The following is a 23,264-nucleotide window of genomic DNA, read 5'->3' on the forward strand; positions in this document are numbered from 1 at the left end:
CGGTTGGGCTGTTTAGACCTTCTGCTTAAAAGGCGGTCAGGACCATGCACCCCGCGATCGGGCCGCCGCCGGCCGCGGCAACCGCCACCTCGGGCCGTCGCGACACTTGACGCTGGCCGGCCTGGCCCCGCAATTGCAGGCACGCCTCGTGCAACAGCCAGTAGCCGTGCATTCGCCCGGCAGACAACTGGCCACCGTAGGTATTGAGCGGTAGCGACCCGTCGAGCGCGATCCGCGTCGCCCCTTCGACGAACGGGCCGCTCTCGCCGTCGCCGCAGAAGCCCAACGCCTCCAACCACGCGAACGTGAGATAGGTGAAGCCGTCGTAGAGTTCGGCGACGTCGACATCCGTGGGCTTGAGATCGGTACGCGACCACATCTCTGCCGCCGCTTCGCTCGACGCCATCTTCGGGAAATCGTCGCGATGGAACCACCCTCCCGAACCGTATGCGCCGCCGATCGCCTCCACCTTCACCGCCGGATTCGGGCAGTCCACCGCGAAGTCGGCATGCGAAACCACAAGTGCCACCGATCCGTCCACCGGCACATCGCAGTCGAATAGGCCGAACGGCGTCGAGATCGGGCGCGCCGAAAGATAGTCGTCCATGGTCATCGGTTCACGGAACGCCGCCCGCGGATTGAGGGCGGCGTTGCGTCGGCTGTTGAGAGCCAACCAGCCCAGGTGTTCCTTCGTCGTCCCGTAGAGCGCCATATGGCGCTGAGCGTGCATCGCCAGCCAATTGGCCGCCGAGTACGAATGGGCGGACAGCAGTTCTTCGATGTCGGCGAACGGCGCGAGCTTCCTGCGCGTTCCAGGACGCCGAGGTTCGACGGGCGGGTTCGCCAAGGGGTTGAGCATCGGCGAGGCGGGCGCGTCCGTCATTGCTCCGCCCAGCATCTGCACTGTGCGGTAGACCAGTACGTGCCGGGCTCGTCGTTGCGACACGGAGTGAAAGGCCGACATGACGGGCGTCAGCACGCCGCCGGTGCCGAACCCGAACGTCTGCTCGGGCATACGGATGCCCAGCGCCTGACTGACCTCCTCGGGCGGTGTGTCGCCGAAGGTCAGAATCGCATCGATGTCGTCGGTGGTGAGGCCGGCGTCCGCGATCGCCGCGCGCGCGGCGTCGGTCGTCAGCTCCAAACCCGGGACCCCCAAGCGGCGACCTATCCGGGAGATTCCGAGGCCGCTGATGATCGCGTCCTTCTCGAAGTAACTCATCGGCGACCACCGGTTCCATCTCGCGTCTTGGGGTGAAAGTCTATTTTTATGATCATGGCAGACGACGCCTCGCAGGCCATTCCAAAACGGATGCTGCCACCGCTCTCCACCGAGAACCGCCCATTCTGGACAGGTGGCGCCGACGGACTGTTACTGATACAGCAGTGCACCGAGTGCGCGCTGTGGGTGAGCCCTCCGGCGGCGGATTGTCCGGACTGCGGAGCCACACTCGCTGCGCGCCCAGTGTCCGGTAGGGCAGAGGTGCTGACCTATACGGTCAACCACCAACCCTTCAACCCCGCCGTCCCGGTGCCGTACGTCATCGCGATCGTCAAACTGGACGAGCAGGCTGATCTGCGAATCGCGACGAATATCGTTGACTGCGAGCCTGATTCGATTCATGTCGGGATGAAGGTGCACGTCCGATTCGAGAGACACGAGCTCGAGGACGAAAGCGTGTTCGTTCCCGTTTTCGCACCACGTATCGAGGCGTGATCCGAGCTAGGCGGTGGCCAGCGCGTGCCGATCCTCGTCGGCGAAGGTGTCCTCCAGGTGCAGCGGAGAGTAGTCGACGTCGATCTCGCTCAGCGGCCTGCCGCGCGCACTGCCGATCGTGCCGAACCGGCGCATGCCCTTGTCGGTCGCGTACTGCGCGAACTCGTCCTGGTCGAAGTCGAACGGCGCGCCGTCTGGGTAGAGGGCGAAGGTGTCGTCGTTGTTGGCCAGCACCAACGGGATCAACTCGTTCATCCGGGTCTCGAACACCGCCCAGTTGGCGTCGTCGGCGGCCACGTGGCGACGGCAGGTGAACGTGCCCCACGCCATGTGGCGTCGTTCGTCGTCGCCGATGCGCCGGATCAACTCCTGCATTCCGGGCAGAATGCCGCGCTCCACGCAGATCTTGTTCCAGGCGTAGTAGCCGGTGAGCGCCATCATGCCCTCGATCACGTGGTTGTACGTGACCGAGGCGCGGACCTGGGCGATGGGCGACGGGTCCGACGCCAAGGCCCCGAGGGACTCCGGAAGCTCCTCATAGAAGATCTGCCGGTAGGCCGGCAGTGGGTCGAGGTAACCGTGCAGATCGTCGGTGAGGCCCACCGCGTCGAGCCACATCCGAAACACCTGAGTGTGCTTGGCCTCCTCGAACGCGAACTGCGTCAGATACATCTCGTCGCCAAGTCGTCCCTCGGCGCGCATCGCCGCCATGAACGGTTGGATGTCCTGAGTCACTGCCTCCTCGCCGGCGATGAACTGCGCGCACAACCGGGTGGCCGAGTCGCGCTCCCGCTCGGACAGCCCTTCCCAGTCGGCCCTGTCCCGCGAGAAGTCGATGTCGGCGGGGTCCCAGAATTTCGCGTTGCCCCCGGCGAAGAGTCGTAGCGGCAGGCTGTCCCAATTGAGTCCGCCCGCGCCGAGCGAGCCGAGTCGTGTTCGCGTCATGGCGCCGACTCTAATGTGACTCACTTCACAGTCAATGGGAGCGGCGATTCACTTCCGCGGAGCGGGCCGGTGCTTAGGGTGCCGCTATGGCGGACGAAACGGTGGACGTGCTGGTCGCCGGCTCCGCCGGAGCGCTCGCCGGCGCCTATACCGCTGCGCGCGAGGGACTTTCTGTGGCGCTCGTCGAAGCGACCGACCAGTTTGGCGGCACGTTCGCCTACTCCGGCGGCGGCGGCATGTGGTACCCCTGCAACCCGGTACTGGCCCGCGCAGGCTGCGACGACACGATCGACGACGCGCTGCGCTACTACCGCGCGGTCGTCGGCGAGCGCACACCGGCTGACCTCCAGGAAACGTATGTGCGAGGCGGTGCAGCGCTCATCGCTTACCTCGAACACGACGAGCACTTCGCGTTCAAGATCCTGCCGTGGCCGGACTACTACAGTTCGGTCGCCGGGGCACGTAACGACGGCCTGCGCCATATCGTCTCGAAGGCGGTGCCCGACAGCCGGCTTGGCCGGTTCCAGGGACTGGTCCGCGGACCGCTGGACCACGAGCGCCTCGGCGCTGCGAAGCCCGATCTGCTCACCGGCGGCCGGGCTCTCGTCGGGCGGTTCCTTGCCGCGATGGCAGACAACCCTCGTGTGGCGGCATACCTCGAAACCAGTTTGGTCGAACTCGTTGTCGACGACGGCCGGGTCGTCGGGGCCGTGGTGGAGCACGACGGGAGGCGGCGTTCGATCTCCGCGCGTCGTGGTGTCCTGCTGGCAGCCGGCGGCTTCGAGCACAGCACTGAGATGCGTGAGCAGTTCGGCGTCCCCGGTCGGGCGCTCGACACCATGGGTGCGCCAGGCAACGTCGGCCTGGCGCACCGGGCGGCGCTCGCTGTCGGCGCGAGTACCGACCTCATGGACCAGGCCTGGTGGTCACCTGGGCTGATCCATCCCGACGGACGCGCAGCGTTTGCCCTGTGTTTCACCGGCGGCATCTTCGTCGACAAAGCGGGCCACCGGTTCGTCAACGAGTCGGCGCCCTACGACCGGCTGGGACGCGAGATTCTGCGCGCCATGAGCGAGGGTTGCGTCGGCACGCGGTACTGGATGGTCTACGACAGCCGAAGCGGTGAGCAACCGCCGGTGATGGCGACCAATGTGTCCTTCTCGGCGACCGCCGAATACGAGGCGGCGCGCCTGTGGGTCCACGCCGACACGATCGCCGGGCTCGCAGGCGAGATCGGCGTTCCCCCTGGCGATCTCGAAGAAACCGTGCATCGATTCAACGAGTTCGCGCGGCGCGGCGACGACGAGGACTTCGGACGGGGTCGCGAGCATTTCGACCGGGCTTTCACCGGTGGTCAGTCACCGCTGGTGCCGATCGACACGCCGCCCTACCGCGCGGCCGCGTTCGGGCTGTCGGACCTGGGCACCAAGGGTGGGCTACGCACCGACGTCGACGCTCGCGTGCTCGATGAGAACGATCAGCCGATCGACGGCCTCTACGCCGCGGGCAACACGATGGCCGCGGTGTCCGGCCAGACCTATCCGGGCGGGGGCAACCCCATCGGGGCATCGCTGCTGTTCAGTCACCTCGCGGCGCTGCACATGGCGCGGGCGAGGTAACGCTTCGTCACTCGAACGCGATCACGCCGCGGATGTTACTTCCCGAGCGAAGATCCTTCATTGCCTCATTGATGTCGTCCAGCTTGTATCTCTGCGTGACGAGCTCGTCGAGTTTCAGCGTGCCCGCCTCGTACATCGAAAGCAGCCGCGGCATGGCTTCGCGCGGGTTCATTTCACCGTAGAGCACGCCTTTGAGCGTCTTACAGGACGAAACCATGTCGGGCAGGATCAGCGGCACCATGAGGTCACTGACCTTGGCCATGCCGGTCAGTACACACGTTCCGCCCTTGCGCAGGAGCATCATCGCCACCATGACCAGATCCGGTGGGACCACGCCGGGTGTCAGCACGACACGGTCGGCCATCACACCCCAGGTGATCTCCTTGACGACTTCCAGCGCCGCGCCCGCGTCAACGGCGGTGTGCGTGGCGCCGAAGACGGGTGCGATCTCGCGTTTGAACTCGTTGGGGTCGACGGCCACGATGTGCTTGGCGCCTGCCGCTTTGGCGCCTTGCACGGCGTTCATGCCGATACCGCCGACGCCGACGACGACGACGGTGTCACCGACCTCGGTACCGGCCGCCACCGATCCCGAGCCGAATCCCGTTGTCACACCGCAGGAAACGAGCGACGCAGCCTCCAACGGAATCCAGTCATGAATTTTCACCAGAGACCGCTCCGATGCGACGACATATTCGGAGAAGGTGCCGACTTGCATCATCGCCATCAGATCCTCGTCGCCGAGGTGGCGCCGACGGGTGCCGTCGGTGGTCATCGCCTTGCTGTAGATGTCAGCACCGACGTCGCAGAGGTATGTATGTCCTGTCGCGCACCAGCGGCAGTCACCACACGACGGAAAGAACGAGATGGCGACGTGATCCCCGGGTTTGAGCGTCTTGACCTCGGGGCCAACCTCCTCGACGACACCGGAGCCCTCGTGTCCACCGAGCATGGGGAACCACTCGGGCACCGGCACGCCGGAGGCCCGCATCATCTCCTCCATCTCCGGACTGGGCACACTGTCGCCGGTGTAGAAATGCTCGTCAGAGTGGCATATGCCCGCGTAGGCCATCTTCACGAGCACCTCGCCGGCGTGCGGCGGGTCGAGTTCGACCTCGGTCACCTCCCAGTCGATGCCGACGCCGCGCAGCACTGCCGCTTTCGACTTCATCGCGACTCCTTCGGCCAGCCCACGGTCTTGGTTTCCGTGAAGATCTCGAGTCCCTCGATACCGCACTGGCGGCCGATGCCCGACTGCTTGTAGCCGCCGAACGGTGCATCCGCGCCGTACCACAACCCGCCGTTGATACCCAAGGTGCCGGTACGGATCCGGCTCGCCACAGCCTTGGCCCGATCGAGGTCACTGGCGAACACGACACCCGACAAGCCGTAGATGGAATCGTTTGCGATCCGCACCGCCTCGTCGTCGTCGTCGAACCCGATGACCGACAACACCGGACCGAAAATCTCCTCCTGCGCGATCGTCATCCGGTTGTCGACATCTGCGAAAACTGTTGGCTCGACGAAGAATCCCTTCACCAACTGGCTGGGCACATTGCCACCGGTGACCAGCCGCGCACCTTCCTGTCTGCCCTTCTCGATGTAGCCCATCACACGGTCCTGCTGGCGTTTGGACACCTGAGGGCCCTGCAGCACGGAGGGATCGGTGGGGTCGCCGTATTTGTTCTTCTCCATCGCCACCTTGGCGATCTCCACCGCCTCGGCGTAGCGGGAATTCGGAACCAGCAGGCGGGTCGGCATCGCACAACCCTGACCCGCGTGCATAGAGATGAACGCGCTACCGCCAACGGATGCGCTGATGTCACCGTCGTCGTCGAGCACCAGGTACACCGACTTGCCGCCGAGTTCCAGGAACGTCGGCTTCACGGTGTCGGCGGCCGCCTTCATGATGCGCCGCCCGGTCGCCGTGGACCCGGTGAACGCCACCATGTCGACCAGAGGTGACGTCGACAGCACCTCGCCGACCAGGTGGTCCGAAGAGGTGACGATGTTGATGACGCCGGGCGGGATGTCGGTCTGCTCGGCGACGATCCGGCCGATGCGGGTCGCGTTCCACGGCGTGTCGGGCGCGGGCTTGAGCACCATCGTGTTGCCCATGGCCAGAATCGGCCCGATCTTGTTGAGGATGATCTCGAACGGGAAGTTCCACGGCGTGACGACCCCGACGACGCCAACGGGTTCCTTCCACACTTCGCGTTCGGCCAGCATGCCCATGCCGAAGGCGTCCTTGTCGGGAAGCTGGCGCTTCCAGGCGAATTGGTCGATCATGTCGGCCGGCCAACTGAGTGCTTCCTTGAGCGGCACGTCGAGCTGTGGCCCGTAGGTGCTCAGCAGCGGGCACCCGGCCTCCGCGATGAGCTCGCTGCGGATCTCCTCGCGTTCGGCCTCCAGGGCCGCTTGCAGTTGGCGCAGGCCGGCGGCTCGGGCCTCGGGATCTCGGGACCAATCGGTGTGGTCGAAGGCATGCCGGGCCGCTGCGACCGCACGTTCCATATCGGCGCGGGTGCCGTCGGCGGTGCCGCCGAGCACCTCCTCGGTCGCCGGGTTGATGTTGTCGAACTGGCGGCCCGTTTCGGATTCGACGAGCTTGCCGTCGATGAGCATGCGCGATTCGTGTGTCACCGAAATTCCTTCACCCCTGTCGAAGTTCGGCCACCGCGCCGGACGGTCGAGGAGCCAATGTCAGGTAGGGAATGAAACTGCTATTCCCGCAGGCGAGTACGGAGTGCACCGTCTCGACGAGATGCTCGGCCTCGACGAGGCCGCCCCGCATGTAGCCATGCTCCATCCAGTACCGGATCGCGTTCTCCATCGCTTCGGGGTCCCAGGTCTTGTTGAACTCGGTCTGGGAATCACCTTCACCGCCGAAGCAGTCCCCGACCGCGAGTCGGGTGAAGCCGATGTTGGGGTGCTCGATGCGCCACGCCTCGACGAGCTTGTCCAGGGCCGCCTTGGACACCGCGTAGGCGCCGAGGAGCGGCCATGGCGCGGAGTATGACGCGCTCAATGACGATAGGTAGACCGCCGAACCGGAAGCCGCGGCCAGGTGAGGTGCGGCCGCCGCGGTAATCAGGGAGGCGCCGGTGACGTTGGTGGCGAACAGCTTTTCCCACTGCTCGGCGGTCACGTCGGTGAGCGGCGCGAGCACGCCGACACCGGTGGTATAGACGAGTGCGTCCAGGCCGCCGAAGTCTTCGGCGACCTCTGCCATGGCCCGCTGGCAGGCATCGCTGTCGGTGACGTCGCACGCGACCGCTGCCGCGCCGTTGCCCGCTGCCTTCGCGGCGTTGACCAGACGATCATGACGTCTTGCAAGGAAGGCGACGCGCGCTCCCCTTTTTGCCAATCCCATTCCGATGCAGCGGCCCAGGCCCGCGGACGCTCCGACGACGGCTACTCGCGGTGGCGGCGCATCTGGCATCAGATCTCCTTGGGAAGAGGGCGAAGACACATTATCAGATTGAGAGAAGAGTAATAATCAGAAAGCGGAAACTAAGATTTCCGTATGGGTAGCGGCAACGGACTGATGCTGGGCAAAGCGTCACGGCCTTAGTACTTTTCGGGGTTCTGTGGCGAAGCTGAGCAGCAGCCGGTCGAGTATTTTCGCCGCTCGACCACGAGCCCGGCCCGGGCTTTTGGCATGCGCCACCAGAACCGCGCCCTCCTCGAGCGCCGCGACCAGCATGTGCGTCAGCTCGACAACGGGCAGGTCGTCGATGATGCCCTCAGCGATGGCATTGCGAACCATCTCGTTGATCAGCGCGATGCTGTTGCCCTCCTGGATCGCGCGCAGTGTCTGCCAGCCCAACACGACAGGGCCGTCGAGCAGCATGATGCGCTGCACCTCGGGCTCCAACGCCGACTCGAGGAAACCGTGAAGCCCGGCGCAAAGCCGCTCCCAGGAGTCCGCACCGGGCGGTGGCGAGGCCAACGACCGCAAGGTGAGGTCGCGCTCGACCTCTTCGAATACCGCTCGGAAAAGCTCGGCTTTGTCCTTGAAGTGGTGATAGAAAGCGCCGCGGGTGCCGACACCCGACGTGGTGACCAGATCGCCGATGCTGGTGTTGAAGTAGCCCTTCTCCACAAACAAGGTGCGGCCGGCTTCGATGAGGTCGCGCCGGGTCCGGTCGCCGCGAGCCCGCCGCTCGGAGTCCGTGCCGCCACGATTGGCCATGGTCGCATCGTAGCAACATTCAGGCTGAAGGTTGCGGCGCGCGTCCTCTGCGGACGATGCCGATCACCGGCATCAACCCGAGTTCGTTATGAGTCTTGAACCCCGGCGGCGCGTCACAGATGGCAGGAATCGTGTTCACCGGCTCCATCGCCGTCCACGCGTATCCCACGTAGCCGGGCTTGGCTGTCTCGCGCGCATGCTCGTTGCCACGCAGGATCAGTTCGGTACCGGGATCGCCTTCGATCACTATTCGGTAGTGGTAATAGGGCTCCCAGTCGGGTCTGGGTTCGATGGAGTCGTGTTCGATGAACGAGTACAGCTCGTGCAGAGTGATGAAGGGCCTGCCTTCGACCCACGCCGTCCACAGGTGATGCTGGGAGGCGATGGTGCCCTGCTCGATCACGCCCTTCAGGCCGGGCATGTCCATGTCCGCTGAGCCTTCATACGGGATGTCACGGGTGGCGAGGCCGACCTCGACGTCTGTCGTGAACTTCTCGACGGTCTTGCCCAGTCCTTCCACCACCATGGTCAACGACTGTGCGAACAGCGACCAGGCGTCGGCGAACAGATTGCCCTTCGCGAATTCGGCAGGCGTCTTGCCAAATCCCATCTCGTCCAGATACTTCAGGGTGTCCTTGTTGAAGTTCACCGCCTCGTAGATGTGGATATGGTCGGTCTTGCCGGCGATCCGGGCCAGGGTGAGTACCAGCAGATCCGCGGCATAGCCGGGATGAATGCCGCCGCCGTGAAATGACGTACCTCCTTCCTGGCATGCTGCCTCGATCTTGTCGATGTCGGCGCTGTTGGTTTCGGTCCGGTGCCACCACGCGCCGCCCGAGGCGACGACGCTTTTTCCGCCGCGCAGTAGCCGGCATACTTCGTCGACGTCGGACCACAGCGGGGCGTAGAAGACACAGTCCGCATCCAATGCTTCGAGGGCGTCCTTATCGGTCGTGGCCAGTACACCGATCGGTCCGACCCCGACGAGGTCGCCCGCATCTCTGCCGATCTTTTCCGGACGGTTGCACAGGACGCCGACGATTTCGAAGACAGGGTTATTGGCGAAGTGGCTCAGCGCGAGCGTACCCACGTTGCCCATGCCCCACTGGATCACGCGGTACTTTTTTTCGGTTGTCGATTCGACGGACATGGCGGCGACGCTACCAACCGGCGATAACGGAGATATGCGGTTTAGGAAACGTAGATTTCCGTCGCCCGCATAGCAACCTTCGTGTTGTATGTTGCCGGTATGGCAGACGAACATGCTCGCGCGTACGGCTCGGTGGCCCCGCTGAAAGTCGGCATGCTCAACGACTATCCGACCGGGACCGGAACCGATGACGACACGCTGGACACGCTGCGGCTGGTGTTCGACGAAGCGGTCGCGGCCGGCGTAATCGACCGGCCCATCGAGGTGGTGGAGCGCCACGTCATCGGCTTGCCCAACGGCACGTACCACGCCGTCGAACGCGGATACGACGAGCTGGTCGCCGAAGGCTGCCTGGCGATCTTCGGCCCATACGTCTCAGACAATGCGGTGCCGCTGACCGCGCACGCCAACCGGGTGGCCAAGGTTGCGAACATCATCCTGTCGGGGTCGGAGGGTGCGCTGGGCGAGTGGACGTTCGCCCTCAACAACGGGTCAATGCCCGAGGAGCCGGTGATGCTGGCCGCGGTGCTGCTTGGCGACGGACGGTCGCGTATCGCCATCGCCTACGAGGCGTCGTTGATCGGCAAGGAGTATCTCGCCTTCGCCGAAAAGGCCTACTCTGCTGCGGGTTTGAAGATCGTGACGACGGCCGCCATTCCCCAGGTGGAGGCGGACAAGGCGGCGGCGGTCGCCGAACTTCGCGCCGCCGAACCCGACTCCCTCGTGCATGTCGGCTTCGGCCACGGGCTGTGGGGTTTTTCCGACGCACTGCTGGCCGCAGGCTGGGACCCGCCGCGCTACACCACCACCGCATTCGAGATGGCGCACATCAACGCCGAATGGATGCGGCAGTTGCGCGGCTGGATCGGTTTGGACAGCTATGACGAGCGCAACCTCGTCGGCCAGGCCTTCCTCGACCGGTTCGAGGCGCGCTACGGTCGCCGGCCGGGACACTCGATGCCGGGGCTCTGCCACGACGTGGCGACCGTGATCGCGCGGGGTCTGGGGGCGGCACGACCGTTGACCGGAGAGGGGGTCAAGGACGGAATCGAGCAGGTGAAGCTCGTACCGTCGGCGAGCGGAGCGCCGGGGACGTTCCTGCGGTTCGGCCGCTACATCAGGCAGGGCTGGCTGGGATCCGATTACCTGATCGCGCGTCGAGTGCTGCCGGACGGAAGCGGACATGTCTTCCACGCGGCGCCGAGCGACAACATCTCACGCGCGGTAGGTGTTTTTGCCGCGCGCTGAATCTCGGCCGCCCGCAGAGTCACACCGATCAACCTTGGCAGACGAAGTTCGAGAAGGTGCCGACAAAGCGTCGATCGCTGTGACCAGAGGAGCGGAACTTACGGGCGGGTTCACGATGACGCCAGCTGGATCGCCCCGAACACCGGCGCCGTGACGATGCCCGGCGGCTGCGCCATGACGTAGGGGATCGCGCGCACGGCACCCATCGCAATCATCAGATGGCCCGGCTGGGCATGTTGTCCGGTCGGGAACCGGCCGTCCCATCCGACGTCGAGGGCGAGCTCGAAACTCGGCACGCCCTTGATGACTGCGCGTATCAACGGCGACTTCTCGCCGGGAGCGAGCGGCTTGAGGTCCCACTGGGGTAGATCGCGGGTGAGCACCCATTCCTCGTGAATGGCGAGCAGCGGCCGCCCCGACCAATGGCCGACCCACGAGAACCGTTGTCCGACGACCGTTCCCGCCTCGATGGTGCCCGCGAGCACCTCGATATCGTGCGGCAGCGTGGTGGCGTCGACCGACACCTCGACGTGGTCCAGGGTGACGCCGAGGACATCGGCTGTCGCGTTGAGCGCCTGCCGGTACGCCATGTCGAGCTTCTTGATGATCGGCGAGTCGACGCTGACGTCTTCGGGTGGTCGGCCCATCCCCATGAGATCTACGAGCATCGGACGACTGTCGACGGCCGACACATCGGTGGCCTCGTAGAGATCGATGCGGTCGATAGTCTTGCTCAGCCCCGTCACTGTCGCCACCAGGCGTTCGAACATGAATCCTGGATTCTCGCCGGCAGCGTGGAAGCGCGACTGCCCTGCCCGACAAGCCGCCACGAATGCGGCTTCGGTCGCGGCGCCGTAGGTGGGCAGGTGGTTGTACGACGTCGTGGTGACGACGTTGGTGCCCGACGCCAGTAGTCGGCAGATGTCGTCGGCGTTGGTGTCGACGGCGTGCGCCTTGCTGGCGGCATGGATGACGACGTCGGCACCGAGCGCGAAGATCTCTTCCTTGTCCGCGGTGGCGAGCACCCCGGTGGTCGGGGGCAAACCGCACAGCGCTCCGGCGTCCCGACCCGCCTTGGCCGGGTCATACACCAGGACGCCGACCAGCTGGAAATTCGGATTCTCGATGAGTTCGGCGAGCGCGGCGCGGCCGACCGCGCCGGTTGCCCACTGCACCACTCGAGTTGCCAATCAAACGCTCCCGGTTCATCTTTCGCGAAGGCCGTAGCCCGATACCAGGCACAACCTACAGTATGGAGGTTGCAACCACCAGAGTGTATGTTGATACCCTGCCGACCGACGGTGAGGAGTCGTGACATGTTCGAGCCGGCGAGCGTCGAGGAACTCGAACAGAGCATTCGCGACGCGCAGGACAAATTCAACGAGGGCATGGGCGCCGACGGTGACGCCAGCCCGTATTCGTTGCTCAAGGAACTGCGCGCGCAGGCGCCGGTGCACGCGGGGTGGCCCGAGATGGGCATGATCGGCAATTCCGGCGATGGGCCGCCGACCTTCACGGCGTACACGTTCGATGCCGTCAAGGCGATTTTCACCGACAACGTCACCTTCAGCACTCGCTGCTACGAAGACGTCGTCCGGCCACTGCAGGGCCCGACGATCCTCGAGATGCAGGATCCCGAACACGCCGTATACCGCAGGCTGCACGAGTTCGCGTTCGCGCGTTCGTCGATGAAGCGGTGGGACAACGAACTGGTCGGCCCACTGGTGGACCAGACCATTGCGAAGCTCAAGGACGCCAAGCGGGCCGATCTGGTCGATGCGGTGTTCATGCCGATCCCGGTGCGGGTGATCGCCGCTCTGCTCGGCCTTCCCGATTCCGATGTGCTGCATTTCCATCGGCTCGCGATCGACCTGCTGGGCTTCCGCGGCGACATGGAATGCGCGCTGCGGGCATCGGCGACGATGAAGGAGTACTTCGTCGGGATCCTCGCCGAGAAGCGGAAAGCACCCAAGGACGACATGGTGTCGATCCTCGCCGGCGCCGAGATCAACGGCGTGAAGATGTCCGACGAGCAGATCTACGGTTTCATGCGAAACCTGCTTCCGGCAGGCGCCGAGACCACATCGCGCTCGACCGCCAGCCTGGCGTATGCGTTGCTCATACATCCTGATCAGCTCGACGCCGTGCGCGATGACCGTGGACTGCTGCCACATGCCATTGAGGAAGGCATCCGGTGGGAAACCCCGCTGCTCAACTTCATGCGGGAGGTCACCCGTGACACCGAGATCGCCGACGTCCAGGTGCCCAAGGGCGCGACGATGATGCTCAGCCTCGGAAGCGCCAACCACGACGAAGCGCGGTGGACCGAACCGGAGAAGTTCGACATCTTTCGCGAACGCAAGCCGCACATCGGATTCGCCCACGGCGCCCACGTCTGCCTGGGCATGCATCTGGCTCGCCTCGAAACCACGAAGATCTTCAACGCGCTGTTCGACGAGTTGCCGGGGCTGCGCCTCGACCCCGACGCGCCGCCGCCCTACATCACCGGCTCCATGTTCCGATCGCCGCCACGCCTCGAAGTGGTGTGGGATTGAGGAAGCTTTGACATGACACGAGTTATCCAGTGGGCGACCGGCGTCACCGGAATGATGTCGCTGCGCCACGTCCTCGGCCGCCAAGATCTCGAACTCGTGGGTGTGCGGGTTTACGACAACGCCAAAACCGGCGTGGACGCGGGCACGCTGTGCGGGTTGGGCGAGACGGGGCTGCGCGCGACCGCCGATCGCGAAGAGATCATCAACACCGACGCCGACGTGGTGCTCTACATGGGCAAGGTGGAAACCGATACGCCCGGTTGCTTCGCCGACGTCTGCGACCTGCTCGCATCGGGTAAGAACGTGGTCGCGACCGGCAGCAGGTTCATCCACCCGCGGTCATTGCACGAATCGCTCGCCGACGGCATCGAAAGCGCCTGCACGGCGGGGGAATCATCGTTTCTCGGGCTTGGTCTGTACCCAGGTTTCGTGGGGGAGATGCTGGCGCCGCTGCTGTCACGGCTGACGCAGCGGACGAGCCGCATCAGTGTCCGCGAGGTGCTCAACTACTCGACGTACGCCAGTCACGATCTGATCTTCAATGCCATGGGCTTCGGGCATGCATCCGACGACACCACGCCGCTGCTGAGCAACACGGAGTATGCGGCGAGCGCGTGGATCGGCAGCGCGACCGTGCTCGCCGTGGCGCTTGGACTGAAGATTCGTTCGGTGAACGGGTTTCGCGAGGTCGTCACGACTCCGCGCGCCTTAACCGTCGCCGCGGGCGAGATCCCCGCGGGCACCGTCGGTGCCATGCGATTCGGTGTCGCCCTCGACTGCGGCGAGACCACGATGTCGGTCGAGCATCTCACCCGCATGGCCGACGATCTCGCTCCGGACTGGCCGACCGAGATCGGGTACGAGGTAGCCTTCGAAGGCGAACCGAATCTGCGGATTCACCTCGCGATCGGGTCTCACGGAGAGGATCACGCCGAACAGGGTTGCCTGGCCACCGCCATGCATGCGATCAACGCGATACCTGTCGTCGTCGCGGTGGAACCGGGACTCTACGACCTGTCCACCATTGCGCCGTTCGTCGCGCACTGGACGAACCGCACGGCTACCTGACGTTTCCGAAGCCGGTATAGCTGCGGACGAGGGGGAGATCCGCCATGGTCGCGAAGCCGGCGGGCGCCGCGCAGACGGCCGGGATGGCGTTGACTACCTGCATCGCCACCGTGATGAGGCCGGCCCGAACATGTTCGGAGATCGACGCCTCGCGCGAGAAGCTGGCCAGCGGAAAGAAATGTGTACGCATGGACGGATCGCCTTCGATGGTCAACGTCCAACCATCCAACGGCTTGGGCCAGTGGCGGGGATACTCACCACCGACGGTCCAGAGCGTCTCGAACTCGATCAGCGGCACCCCGTCGCGATGGCCGACGAAGTTCCAGCGCTGTCCCGCGGTCGTGCCCTGCCGAACCACGTGATCGAAGATCTGGAGGTCCTTGCTCGCCGGCACGGTCTCTAGGGTCACCGAGACGTCGTCGATGTCCGCGGTCAAGGTGTCGGAGAGGAACCAGGTCTGCTCGACGAACAGCTTCGTCAGGAACCCCAGGTAGGCGTTGGCGGTGGGCGTCACCTCATCGGTCGGCCGGCCGAACCACATACCGTCGAAGGTGATCTCGGTGCTCTCCCACAGCGTCCAGTCGGCCCTCTCCTGCAGGGTGACTCGCTCGATCGTGCGGCTCATGCCCGACAGCGCGAGAGGCAGTACGCCCGAAAGATTGCCCGGATTGAGGCCGCTGCCATGAATGGTGCTGTCGCCCTTCATGCACGCCGCCATCAACCTCTCGCGGTCGGCCTCCGGAATGCGGCGTGGATGGAACAAGAACGACGGCGTCGCTACGTTCTTGCCGCTCTCGAGCAGCGTGCAGACGTCGTCGAGGTCGGTGAACGACGGAGCGTACAACACGAGATCGGCGTCGAGCGCGAGGATCGCGTCCACGTCGGTGGTGGCGGTGACGCCGATCGGCGACCTGTTGACGAGCGTTCCGACGTCAACCCCGTTCTTGGCGTCGGAGTACACGCGTGCGCCGACCAACTCGAGGTCGGGACGGTGGTCGAGGATAGCGGTGAGCATCTCGGTGCCGACGCCGCCGGTGGCCCACTGGATGATCCGCAGTGGACGGGTACCTGCAGTCACGCGGCCGGTTTCCGGGCGATCACGATGTCACGGTAACACCGGTGATAACGTGTGTTCTCATATTCGGCAAATGAAGTTCTCGACAGGAGTGTGCCATGGACGATGTGCTCGGGTACCAGGGCAAGGCGGTCGTCGTGACGGGCGCGGCGTCCGGTATGGGGCAGGCGACCACACAGATCCTCGTCGACCTCGGTGCGACGGTCACCGCACTCGACATCAAACCGACGACGGTTCCCGTCGCGCGTGCGCTGCAGATCGATCTACGCGACCGCGCCAGCATCGAGGAGGTCACGGCGTCCATCGACGGCCCCGTCGACGGGCTCTTCAGCTGTGCGGGGTTACCCGGTCCGCCGTTCAGCGAATGGGACACGATCCTGGTGAACTTTGTGGGAGCGCGCCACCTGGCCGAGAGTTTGGTGCCGAAGATGCCCGAGGGGTCGGCCATCAGCGTCATCTCGTCGTCGGCGGCGATCGGCTGGCAGGACCACATCAAGGTCATCACCGGCCTGCTCGAGACCAAGGGGTTCGATGCGGCCGTCGAGTGGCTGACGGCGAACGAGAAGAAGTGGTCGTGGAGCGGTTACGCCTACTCGAAGTACATCATCGACGCATGGGTGGGCTGGTGGTATCCCGAACTCGGTCGCCGCGGCATCCGGATCAACTGCATCAACCCGGGCCCCACCGAGACGGCGATGATGCCGGCCTTTCAGGACTTGATGGGTAAGGACACCGTGGATCAGGCCATCGGACCGGTCGGGCGGTATTCGACTCCGGAGGAACAAGCCTGGCCCCTGGTCTGCCTCGGTAGCCCGCGCTTCAGTTATGTCGGAGGTGAGGTGCTGTGGACCGATGGCGGCTGGAACGGCGCCATGACGATGGGCCGTCACCAAGCGCAGTGGGCTCAGGACACCGAACGGATCATGTCCGAGAAACGCTGACGATCGTCAGATGAAGTCGGAGCCGCCGTCGACGTTGACGGTGGCTCCGGTGACGTAGCCGTTCCGGCGTGACGCGAGATACGCAGTGGCCGAAGCTATCTCCTCGGGCAGTCCGGCCCGGCCGATGTCAGAGGGATGGCCGTAGGTCCGCTCCACCCATGTCATCACATCGTGCGGGTCCGCGGAGTCCAGTCCGTCGGCAGCGAGCACGTCCTTGAGGATCTCGGTGAAGCTCGCGGTCACGATGGTGCCCGGGCATACGCAGTTGACGAGGATGCCTTCGGGCCCAAGGCTCTTCGAGAGATTCTTGGTGAAGCTCGACAGCGCCGCCTTCGTCGCGGTGTAGGCGACGAGTCGCGGGCTCTGGCGTTGAATCGAGTGTGCGGACAAGGTGACGATACGTGCCCATTCGGCGGCGCGCAGCATCGGCAGCGCCGCGCGCACCGACCGGACCACGGACATGGTGCCCAGGTCGAAGGCGGCATGCCAGTCGTCGTCATCGAGTTCGTCGAAGGTGCCCGCACCAGGCCCAACCGTGTGCACCAACACATTGAGGCGGCCCCAGGCCTCGTTCACTGCGGCGTACCCCGCCGCGATCGATCCGGCGTCGGACATGTCGACGCTCAGCGCGAGCACCTCGGGTGCACCGGCGCCGCGGATCCGGTCGGCCGCCGCATCCAGCCCCTGCTGTCCACGCGCCATGATCGCCACCGATGCGCCCTCGGCGCCAAGCGTTTCGGCGATCGCCAGGCCCATCCCTTTACTGCCTCCGGTGACGACGGCGGTCGCGCCGGCAAAGCCCAAATCCATTGCGCAATCCTCCTATCGGGTCTTGGTCATCCGAGGTGCCAGATGCACGACGTCGCTGACGACTGTGGGGTTCGCGCGGGACATGGCGATCAACGACAGCATCGCATTTGCCACGTCGCTGACGGCGGACATCTCCGCCGGAATCTGGCCCTTCTGTGCCCATGCCCGGTACAGGTCGGCCAGGAGGTCGCGGTCCGCGCCGCGCAGAATCTCGGTGCCCTCGGTGGGTCCGACGCTGACGCGGATGACAGCCAGTTCCGGATGTTCGGCCCGCCACGATCGCAGGATCTCGTCCAGCGCGGCCTTACTTGCGTGATAGGCCGCGACACCGGCGCGTGGCCTTCCGACGTCATGGCTCGATGCCACGAGCGCGACCGCGTCATCGGCAAGGTGGGGGAGCGCGGCGCGCAGTACGTGTGATGCACCGACGGCGTTGACGGCGTACGCGTGCAACCACGTCGTCACGTCGGTCTCTTCGATCAGCGCGAACGGCACCACGGCGCTGGTGAACACGACGGCGTCGAGCTGGCCGAACCGGGCGACCACCTCGTCGATGACCCGCTCGATTGCAGGCGGATCGGCGACGTCGAGCTCGTAAGCGGACCCGTCGAGCTGTTCGGCGAGTTCGGACAGCAGCTCCACGCGCCGGGCCGCGAGCGCGACCTTGGCGCCCCTGGCGTGGGCGGCCCGTGTCAGCGCGTGACCGATGCCCGACGATGCGCCGACGACGAGCATCCGTGCGCCCTCGATATTGGAGTGCCGATCGCTCACGGTCTGCTTCCCCTGCCTGATTTCGTTGTCACTGAATGAGAGTCGATGATCGCGCGAATCGTGCGCCGGCACCTGCCGCACTCTGATCCTGCGCCGCACGCCTCGGACACCTGCCGGGAGGTCGTGGCGCCGGCGGCGACCGCAGCGGCGACCGTTTCGATCGTGACGCCGTGACACAGGCACACGTACATCAGTGCAGATCCGTCCCGGCCGTCTCGGCCAGCCGCATCGCATGCACGAACCGGCCGACGAACACCGGCGGATAGGCGCCGACGCCGGCGGAGGCCAGCCACTCCGCAGTGATGTCCGACCGTGCGACCCACTGCAATGCGGTGCGCGCACTCGTGAGCTGTTGAAGGAACAGCACCTCGCGAGGGGTGTCGAAGGCGCGGTAGACGAGCGTTCGACGAATCCCCGACCGGGCGAAATCGCCGAGCGATTCCCGCACCCGAGCCAGGAAGACCTCGACGTCTTCAACCCGGGTGACGGCGGCAACCACCACCTCTGTTCCCGGCGTGGGAGGTTCGCCGAGGTCGAATCGCTCCACGGTCTCGCCAGCGAAGACGGCAGGAAGGTCGTCAACGCCCACGGCATCGAACCATTCGAAGAAGTTCGGCGAGCGGAGCAGGTTCAGTAGCGGTTGCTCGCTGCGAACACCGATGACGACCAGTACTCTTCCCGCCTCGACGATCGACTCGTAGACGAAGGCGTATCGCGCGCCGAGATCGCGCAGGCTTTCCTCGTGCCGTGCGAGTACCGGTCCGACACGCTCGGATTCGGCGATCCGAAACTCCACGGCGAAGACGAAGCTGCGAACGGCGGGACTAGCCATGAGCCGCCTCCTTCGCTTCCAGGTACGCCGCGTGGGCGACACTTCCACAGTCGAGAATCTACATTCTCACATGGCCAGTATTACCCGTGTGGGAGTGCCGACGGCGACGGGTAGGCATCCTGTTCGGAAAAGCATCATCACGCACACCGGGAACGCCTATTCTCGTCATGTGACGTACAGGGTGAAGGTTGGGCCCTACTACGACCCGTTCGACTTCGACATCGATGACGATCCCTACCCCGTGTGGAAGCAACTGCGGGATGACGCGCCGCTCTACCACAACGACAAGTACGGCTTCTACGCGTTGAGCAGGTACTCAGACGTCGCCCGCGAGTTGGTGAACTGGAAGGACTATCGGTCCGGCAAGGGCACCACCATCGAGATCATCCTCAACGGGGTCGACGTGCCGCCGGGCATCATCCTTTTCGAAGACCCTCCGATCCACGACCTGCACCGGCGGCTGTTGTCTGGAGTCTTCACGCCGCGACGGATGGCGGCCATCGAACCGCTGGCCAGGGAGTTCTGTCAGCGCGCCCTGGAGCCGTTCGCGGACGCCCACACCTTCGACTTCATCGCCGACCTGGGGGCGTGGATGCCGATGCGCACCATCGGCTACCTGCTCGGCATACCGGAGGACAGGCAGGTCGCGATCCGCCAGAACACCGACCGGATCCTGGAGCTAAAAGACGGCGGGCCCGTCGAGGTGGCCGACGACATGCTTACCAGCACCGGCTCGATGCTCGAGGAGTTCATCGACTGGCGTTACGACCATCCTTCCGACGATCTGATGACCGACCTGGTCAAGGCCGAAGTGGAGGAACCCGACGGCACGCGGCGCCGGCTCACGCGCGGCGAGGTGCTGACCTACACGGGCACGGTCGTCGGAGCGGGCAACGAAACCACCACGCGGTTGATCGGTTTCGCCGGACAACTCCTGTCTGACCACCCAGAGCAGCGCCGCCAACTCGCGGCGGATTTCAGTCTCATCCCGGGCGCGATCGAGGAGGTGTTGCGCTACGAGGCGCCCTCACCCGTGCAGGCACGCTACGTCGCGCGTGACGTCGAACACCACGGTCAGAGGGTTGCCGAAGGCTCGGTGATGCTGCTGCTCAATGGATCCGCCAACCGCGACGAGCGGCGGTACCCCGAAGCCGACCGGTTCGACATTCATCGGCAGGCCACCCACCTGTCCTTCGGGCACGGCATTCACTTCTGCCTCGGCGCCGCGCTGGCGCGGATGCAAGCACGCGTGGCGCTCGAGGAGGTGCTCACCCGCTGGCCCGACTGGGAAGTCGACTACCAGGCGGCCAAACGTGCACACACCACCAGTGTCCGGGGTTGGGCGACGCTTCCGGCGAGCGTGTGAGATGACGAATACCGTTGACAGCGACCAGAATATTCGCGCGGCCGCATCGGACGAAGCCAGGTTTTCGCCGTGGCCAGCCAGGATCGGGTGGGGTGTGTTCTTCGCCGGCTACCTGGTTTTCGCGATCGTGACCATCGCGACCATTCAGACCGGCCTGCACGGGCACCCGACGAAGACCAACCCGAATCCCGGTCCGGCTCCGTACCCACCGTTCCTCGGTTTTGACAACTGGCCGCTCGCCGTGGCGCTCAGTTCGATTCCGCTGGCGGTCGGTCTGATCGGTGTGCTGGGATGGCTGTCCTGGCGACAACGCAAGGTGCACTGGGCGGTCATCATCGCCTTCGCCGGCCTCATCACGGGTGCGCTGGACCCACTCGCCAATTGGGCGACGTTCGCGATCTTCGATCCGCGCATGCTGCACTTCCCGCTGTCGTGGCGATACGTCAACATCTCACCGAATCTCGAACCGGCACTGGCATTCCTGGGCGGCTACGCAGCCTACTATCTGCTCAACGGGCTCGGCTTCCTGAAGATGCACAACCGGCTTCTCGACCCATTGATGCGGCGCGCCGGTTGGTTGGCACCACACCGGCTGGTCCGGGTGTTCATCGGCGCGACGATCATCGCGATCCCGATCAACGGCATGATCCAGTTCAGTTGGATGCTGGCCGGCATCTTCTTCTACACCGAAGCCGTCGGGCCGGTATTGCAGATCGGCCATGTCCACTTCCCGCTGATCATGGCGGTCTACGATTCCGTGATCTTCGCGATGGTTGCCGTCATGTGTGTGCGTGACGAGGACGGGGAACTGGTTCTGATCAACCGCATTGCGCGGTGGTTCCCCGCGCGGGGGTGTCGACCGAAGCTGACGCTGACCCGGCAGCTGCTGATATCCATGACGGTGGGCCTGGTGTCGTTCGCGGTGCCGTTGGCGGCGCTCGCCGGCCTGCGCGAAGCGGATCTGTCGCGGCCCTCCTTCGACAAGAATCTCTATCCCGAGATGAACCTCTACGATCCGTACGGACATCTGGAGGACGCCGGAAAGAAGGGGCCGTTCTACCGATGACGAATGAGCGCAATGGACGCTACCGCGTCGTCCACGTCGGGACCGGGCTGACCGGCCGCGAGGCGTTGCGCGCGATCATCGAGGATCCCGCGCTGGATCTCGTCGGGGTGAAGGTGTCGACGCAGGAGAAGGTCGGCGTGGATGCGGGCCAGCTGTACGGTGGGGCGCATACCGGTGTTGCCGCGACGGATGACGTCGCGGCAGTCCTGGCGTTGAAACCCGACTGTGTGGCCTACTGTGCGACCGCCGTCCGGCGTGAGGAGGAGGCGATCGCCGACATCGCCGGATACCTCGAGGCGGGCATCAACGTCGTCACGATCTCCACGATCCCGATGGTCTACCCGGCGGCGGCTCCCGTCGAATGGCGGGAAGCGTTGGAAAGAGCGGCGGTGAAGGGCAATTCGACGTTCTACGCCACCGGCAGTGAGCCGGGATTCATCAGCCTGAATATTCCCACCGCCCTGCTCGCGGGGGCGGGGCGCGTCGACTCGTATCGAATGGACGAGTACGCGCTCGACCTGGACAAGACCTACCCGATCTGGGACGTGCTACACGAGTCCATGGGATTCGGAAAACCGGACGGTCACGTGCCGGTCCGCATCGCATCGGGCAAGGTGGACGAGGACTGGGGCACCGTGGTGCGCTACCTCGCCGATATCCTCGGATTCGAACTCGACGGAATAGAACTGGACTGGGAGACGCCGCTGGCGCCCACCGACCTGCCGACGGCGATCGGGGTGATACCGCAAGGAACGATCTGCGCGCATCGATGGCAACTCGCCGGAATCGTCGGCGGGCAACCGGCCGTCGCGGTCCAGTACTTCGCGACCGTCAGTGCCACGCCGTGGCCGAAGCGCTGGCCCAAGCCGGCCCGCGAGGGCGAAGGCGGAATGGTGTTCCGCGTCAACGGCTCTCCGAGCATGAGCCTCGAGTTGCATTTGGATCAGTCGGCCACCGACCGGGTGAACCCCGGCGTCTCGGCCACCGCGATGGCGGCGGTCAACGCGATACCCACTGTCGTCGAGGCGTCGCCCGGTGTGATCGCCAGCCCGTTGGCGGGACCGTCGGTCGTCACCCGGCGATCCGGCGGTTAACCGCCCGTCACGCCGACGTCCACCGGAATCGCGGCAGCCGTGACGTACCTCGAGTCATCGGACGCAACCACGCGACCGCATTGGCGATGTCCTCGGGCATGGTGATCGCATCGGGCAGAAGCTGCTTCGTGAAGCCGTGCCGCAGTCCGGGATTCGACGTCGCCGCTGCGGTCATCGCCTCGATCATCCGACCGCTTCCCATCGGCGTCGCCACCGAGCCGGGATGCAGGCTGTTGACCCGGATGTTGTACTTGCCGAGTTCGGCGGCGAACGCGCGGGCCAGACCGGTCACGGCGTGTTTACTGGCGGTGCAGGCGATCATGAACGGCTCCATCGTCACGCCCGCCGCGGAACCGATGAGGATGATCGAGCCGCCGCGTCCGCCGGCGATGATGTGCTTCGCCCCCGCCATCACGGTGTTCCACGTGCCGACAAGGTTGATGTCGATGGTGTCCTGAAAGTCACGCGGGGACACCTGATCCCACGTTGCGGGCACGCAGATGCCCGCGTTGGCGATGATGACGTCGAGCCGCCCCAGTTCCGCAACCGCGGTCTCGACGGCCGTGCACAACCCGTCGTGATCCCGCGTGTCGACGATCGCCGTCACCGCCCGCCGGCCGTTGGCCGTACCAGCGCCGCCGTCTCGGCCAGATCCTCGGGTGTGGCCGAATCGTACGGAGCACTCGGGGGCAGCGGCCCGGCGATGTCGACGAGTATGACGTCGGCGCGCTCGGCGCTGAGCCGAACGGCGTGGGCGCGTCCTTGTCCGCGAGCGGCGCCGGTGATGAGTGCAACCCTGTCGGTCATGTCGG

At 65.2% G+C, this 23,264-nt stretch carries 22 protein-coding genes and 1 pseudogene; 9 read left to right on the forward strand and 14 right to left on the reverse strand.

All coding sequences use genetic code 11. From position 1 onward, the window contains the following. Positions 1-25 precede the first annotated feature (25 nt). Positions 26-1,222 (reverse strand): thiolase family protein, encoded by a 1,197-nt coding sequence (locus N4S67_RS22360; RefSeq protein ID WP_260995198.1) that lies wholly within the window; start codon positions 1,220-1,222, stop codon positions 26-28. Positions 1,223-1,276: 54 nt separating this feature from the next. Between N4S67_RS22360 and N4S67_RS22365 the strand changes: the two genes are divergently transcribed. After that, positions 1,277-1,717, forward strand: coding sequence for a Zn-ribbon domain-containing OB-fold protein (locus tag N4S67_RS22365; protein WP_260995199.1), 441 nt, complete (start codon positions 1,277-1,279; stop codon positions 1,715-1,717). A 6-nt stretch (positions 1,718-1,723) separates the two neighbouring features. On the opposite strand, the gene N4S67_RS22370 is transcribed toward N4S67_RS22365, so the two are convergent. Then, the gene (locus N4S67_RS22370; RefSeq protein WP_260995200.1) at positions 1,724-2,662 is read right to left on the reverse strand and encodes a R2-like ligand-binding oxidase; all 939 of its coding nucleotides are present in this window, start codon (positions 2,660-2,662) and stop codon (positions 1,724-1,726) included. 86 nt (positions 2,663-2,748) lie between these two features. On the opposite strand from N4S67_RS22370, the gene N4S67_RS22375 reads away from it, so the two are divergent. Then, positions 2,749-4,281: an FAD-binding protein gene (locus N4S67_RS22375; protein ID WP_260995201.1), complete on the forward strand. Its 1,533-nt coding sequence runs from the start codon at positions 2,749-2,751 to the stop codon at positions 4,279-4,281. A gap of 7 nt (positions 4,282-4,288) precedes the next feature. Here N4S67_RS22375 and N4S67_RS22380 read toward each other — a convergent pair whose 3' ends face one another. From N4S67_RS22380 to N4S67_RS22400, 5 genes are all read right to left on the reverse strand, one after another. After that, positions 4,289-5,452, reverse strand: a complete 1,164-nt coding sequence (locus N4S67_RS22380) for an NDMA-dependent alcohol dehydrogenase (RefSeq protein ID WP_260995202.1) — start codon at positions 5,450-5,452, stop codon at positions 4,289-4,291. Beyond that, positions 5,449-6,906, reverse strand: coding sequence for an aldehyde dehydrogenase family protein (locus N4S67_RS22385; protein ID WP_260995301.1), 1,458 nt, complete (start codon positions 6,904-6,906; stop codon positions 5,449-5,451). The genes N4S67_RS22380 and N4S67_RS22385 overlap by 4 nt, the downstream gene beginning before the upstream one ends. A gap of 28 nt (positions 6,907-6,934) precedes the next feature. Continuing rightward, positions 6,935-7,723 carry an SDR family oxidoreductase gene (locus N4S67_RS22390; protein WP_260995203.1) on the reverse strand — a complete coding sequence of 263 codons (789 nt, stop codon included), beginning with the start codon at positions 7,721-7,723 and terminating at the stop codon, positions 6,935-6,937. 120 nt (positions 7,724-7,843) lie between these two features. After that, entirely contained in the window at positions 7,844-8,476 is a 633-nt protein-coding gene (locus N4S67_RS22395) for a TetR/AcrR family transcriptional regulator (RefSeq protein ID WP_260995204.1), read from the reverse strand. A 19-nt stretch (positions 8,477-8,495) separates the two neighbouring features. Continuing rightward, positions 8,496-9,626: an NAD(P)H-dependent amine dehydrogenase family protein gene (locus N4S67_RS22400; RefSeq protein WP_260995205.1), complete on the reverse strand. Its 1,131-nt coding sequence runs from the start codon at positions 9,624-9,626 to the stop codon at positions 8,496-8,498. A 99-nt stretch (positions 9,627-9,725) separates the two neighbouring features. On the opposite strand from N4S67_RS22400, the gene N4S67_RS22405 reads away from it, so the two are divergent. Then, a complete protein-coding gene (locus tag N4S67_RS22405; protein ID WP_260995206.1) occupies positions 9,726-10,874 on the forward strand; it encodes an ABC transporter substrate-binding protein in 1,149 nt (382 codons plus the stop codon). 110 nt (positions 10,875-10,984) lie between these two features. Here N4S67_RS22405 and N4S67_RS22410 read toward each other — a convergent pair whose 3' ends face one another. Next, complete coding sequence (locus N4S67_RS22410; RefSeq protein WP_313959979.1) at positions 10,985-12,049, reverse strand: NAD(P)H-dependent amine dehydrogenase family protein; 1,065 nt, start codon at positions 12,047-12,049, stop codon at positions 10,985-10,987. 141 nt (positions 12,050-12,190) lie between these two features. On the opposite strand from N4S67_RS22410, the gene N4S67_RS22415 reads away from it, so the two are divergent. Both N4S67_RS22415 and N4S67_RS22420 read left to right on the forward strand, forming a co-directional pair. Further along, positions 12,191-13,429, forward strand: coding sequence for a cytochrome P450 (locus N4S67_RS22415; RefSeq protein ID WP_260995208.1), 1,239 nt, complete (start codon positions 12,191-12,193; stop codon positions 13,427-13,429). A gap of 12 nt (positions 13,430-13,441) precedes the next feature. After that, a complete protein-coding gene (locus tag N4S67_RS22420) occupies positions 13,442-14,497 on the forward strand; it encodes an NAD(P)H-dependent amine dehydrogenase family protein (protein ID WP_260995209.1) in 1,056 nt (351 codons plus the stop codon). Here N4S67_RS22420 and N4S67_RS22425 read toward each other — a convergent pair. Continuing rightward, positions 14,490-15,512 (reverse strand): NAD(P)H-dependent amine dehydrogenase family protein, encoded by a 1,023-nt coding sequence (locus N4S67_RS22425; RefSeq protein ID WP_260995302.1) that lies wholly within the window; start codon positions 15,510-15,512, stop codon positions 14,490-14,492. The genes N4S67_RS22420 and N4S67_RS22425 overlap by 8 nt on opposite strands. Before the next feature lie 158 nt (positions 15,513-15,670). On the opposite strand from N4S67_RS22425, the gene N4S67_RS22430 reads away from it, so the two are divergent. Beyond that, positions 15,671-16,513 (forward strand): SDR family oxidoreductase, encoded by an 843-nt coding sequence (locus tag N4S67_RS22430; protein WP_260995210.1) that lies wholly within the window; start codon positions 15,671-15,673, stop codon positions 16,511-16,513. Between the two features lie 6 nt (positions 16,514-16,519). Here the strand turns inward: N4S67_RS22430 and N4S67_RS22435 are convergent, their stop codons facing one another. The 4 genes from N4S67_RS22435 to N4S67_RS22450 are packed head-to-tail and all read right to left on the reverse strand — an operon-like array spanning position 16,520 to position 18,926. Next, the gene (locus N4S67_RS22435; protein WP_260995211.1) at positions 16,520-17,323 is read right to left on the reverse strand and encodes an SDR family NAD(P)-dependent oxidoreductase; all 804 of its coding nucleotides are present in this window, start codon (positions 17,321-17,323) and stop codon (positions 16,520-16,522) included. A 12-nt stretch (positions 17,324-17,335) separates the two neighbouring features. After that, complete coding sequence (locus N4S67_RS22440; protein WP_260995212.1) at positions 17,336-18,094, reverse strand: SDR family oxidoreductase; 759 nt, start codon at positions 18,092-18,094, stop codon at positions 17,336-17,338. Further along, the gene (locus N4S67_RS22445; protein ID WP_260995213.1) at positions 18,091-18,285 is read right to left on the reverse strand and encodes a (2Fe-2S)-binding protein; all 195 of its coding nucleotides are present in this window, start codon (positions 18,283-18,285) and stop codon (positions 18,091-18,093) included. The genes N4S67_RS22440 and N4S67_RS22445 overlap by 4 nt, the downstream gene beginning before the upstream one ends. Then, a complete protein-coding gene (locus N4S67_RS22450) occupies positions 18,285-18,926 on the reverse strand; it encodes a fatty-acid--CoA ligase (RefSeq protein WP_260995214.1) in 642 nt (213 codons plus the stop codon). The genes N4S67_RS22445 and N4S67_RS22450 overlap by 1 nt, the downstream gene beginning before the upstream one ends. Before the next feature lie 169 nt (positions 18,927-19,095). Between N4S67_RS22450 and N4S67_RS22455 the strand changes: the two genes are divergently transcribed. From N4S67_RS22455 to N4S67_RS22465, 3 genes are read left to right on the forward strand one after another with little or no spacing between them, the layout of a single operon-like run. Further along, positions 19,096-20,292 carry a cytochrome P450 gene (locus N4S67_RS22455; RefSeq protein WP_260995215.1) on the forward strand — a complete coding sequence of 399 codons (1,197 nt, stop codon included), beginning with the start codon at positions 19,096-19,098 and terminating at the stop codon, positions 20,290-20,292. A gap of 1 nt (position 20,293) precedes the next feature. Beyond that, complete coding sequence (locus N4S67_RS22460) at positions 20,294-21,358, forward strand: hypothetical protein (protein WP_260995216.1); 1,065 nt, start codon at positions 20,294-20,296, stop codon at positions 21,356-21,358. Continuing rightward, positions 21,355-22,452 (forward strand): NAD(P)H-dependent amine dehydrogenase family protein, encoded by a 1,098-nt coding sequence (locus tag N4S67_RS22465; RefSeq protein WP_260995217.1) that lies wholly within the window; start codon positions 21,355-21,357, stop codon positions 22,450-22,452. The genes N4S67_RS22460 and N4S67_RS22465 overlap by 4 nt, the downstream gene beginning before the upstream one ends. Here the strand turns inward: N4S67_RS22465 and N4S67_RS22470 are convergent. Next, positions 22,449-23,259, reverse strand: a pseudogene (locus N4S67_RS22470) (mycofactocin-coupled SDR family oxidoreductase). The gene N4S67_RS22465 and the pseudogene N4S67_RS22470 overlap by 4 nt on opposite strands. Positions 23,260-23,264: the final 5 nt, after the last annotated feature.

It is taken from the genome of Mycobacterium deserti (assembly GCF_025345615.1).
In the GTDB taxonomy this organism is placed as follows: Bacteria; Actinomycetota; Actinomycetes; order Mycobacteriales; family Mycobacteriaceae; genus Mycobacterium; species Mycobacterium deserti.

Excerpts from the sequence above, each read along its gene's own strand:
- N4S67_RS22370 (WP_260995200.1), bottom strand. The coding sequence starts at position 2,662 with ATGACGCGAACACGACTCGGCTCGCTCGGCGCGGGCGGACTCAATTGG.
- N4S67_RS22375 (WP_260995201.1), top strand. The coding sequence starts at position 2,749 with ATGGCGGACGAAACGGTGGACGTGCTGGTCGCCGGCTCCGCCGGAGCG.
- N4S67_RS22420 (WP_260995209.1), top strand. The coding sequence starts at position 13,442 with ATGACACGAGTTATCCAGTGGGCGACCGGCGTCACCGGAATGATGTCG.
- N4S67_RS22450 (WP_260995214.1), bottom strand. The coding sequence starts at position 18,926 with ATGGCTAGTCCCGCCGTTCGCAGCTTCGTCTTCGCCGTGGAGTTTCGG.
- N4S67_RS22400 (WP_260995205.1), bottom strand. The coding sequence starts at position 9,626 with ATGTCCGTCGAATCGACAACCGAAAAAAAGTACCGCGTGATCCAGTGG.
- N4S67_RS22390 (WP_260995203.1), bottom strand. The coding sequence starts at position 7,723 with ATGCCAGATGCGCCGCCACCGCGAGTAGCCGTCGTCGGAGCGTCCGCG.
- N4S67_RS22465 (WP_260995217.1), top strand. The coding sequence starts at position 21,355 with ATGACGAATGAGCGCAATGGACGCTACCGCGTCGTCCACGTCGGGACC.
- N4S67_RS22460 (WP_260995216.1), top strand. The coding sequence starts at position 20,294 with ATGACGAATACCGTTGACAGCGACCAGAATATTCGCGCGGCCGCATCG.
- N4S67_RS22445 (WP_260995213.1), bottom strand. The coding sequence starts at position 18,285 with ATGTACGTGTGCCTGTGTCACGGCGTCACGATCGAAACGGTCGCCGCT.
- N4S67_RS22365 (WP_260995199.1), top strand. The coding sequence starts at position 1,277 with ATGGCAGACGACGCCTCGCAGGCCATTCCAAAACGGATGCTGCCACCG.
- N4S67_RS22405 (WP_260995206.1), top strand. The coding sequence starts at position 9,726 with ATGGCAGACGAACATGCTCGCGCGTACGGCTCGGTGGCCCCGCTGAAA.
- N4S67_RS22380 (WP_260995202.1), bottom strand. The coding sequence starts at position 5,452 with ATGAAGTCGAAAGCGGCAGTGCTGCGCGGCGTCGGCATCGACTGGGAG.
- N4S67_RS22425 (WP_260995302.1), bottom strand. The coding sequence starts at position 15,512 with ATGCTCACCGCTATCCTCGACCACCGTCCCGACCTCGAGTTGGTCGGC.
- N4S67_RS22360 (WP_260995198.1), bottom strand. The coding sequence starts at position 1,222 with ATGAGTTACTTCGAGAAGGACGCGATCATCAGCGGCCTCGGAATCTCC.
- N4S67_RS22435 (WP_260995211.1), bottom strand. The coding sequence starts at position 17,323 with ATGGATTTGGGCTTTGCCGGCGCGACCGCCGTCGTCACCGGAGGCAGT.
- N4S67_RS22430 (WP_260995210.1), top strand. The coding sequence starts at position 15,671 with ATGGACGATGTGCTCGGGTACCAGGGCAAGGCGGTCGTCGTGACGGGC.
- N4S67_RS22415 (WP_260995208.1), top strand. The coding sequence starts at position 12,191 with ATGTTCGAGCCGGCGAGCGTCGAGGAACTCGAACAGAGCATTCGCGAC.
- N4S67_RS22395 (WP_260995204.1), bottom strand. The coding sequence starts at position 8,476 with ATGGCCAATCGTGGCGGCACGGACTCCGAGCGGCGGGCTCGCGGCGAC.
- N4S67_RS22385 (WP_260995301.1), bottom strand. The coding sequence starts at position 6,906 with ATGCTCATCGACGGCAAGCTCGTCGAATCCGAAACGGGCCGCCAGTTC.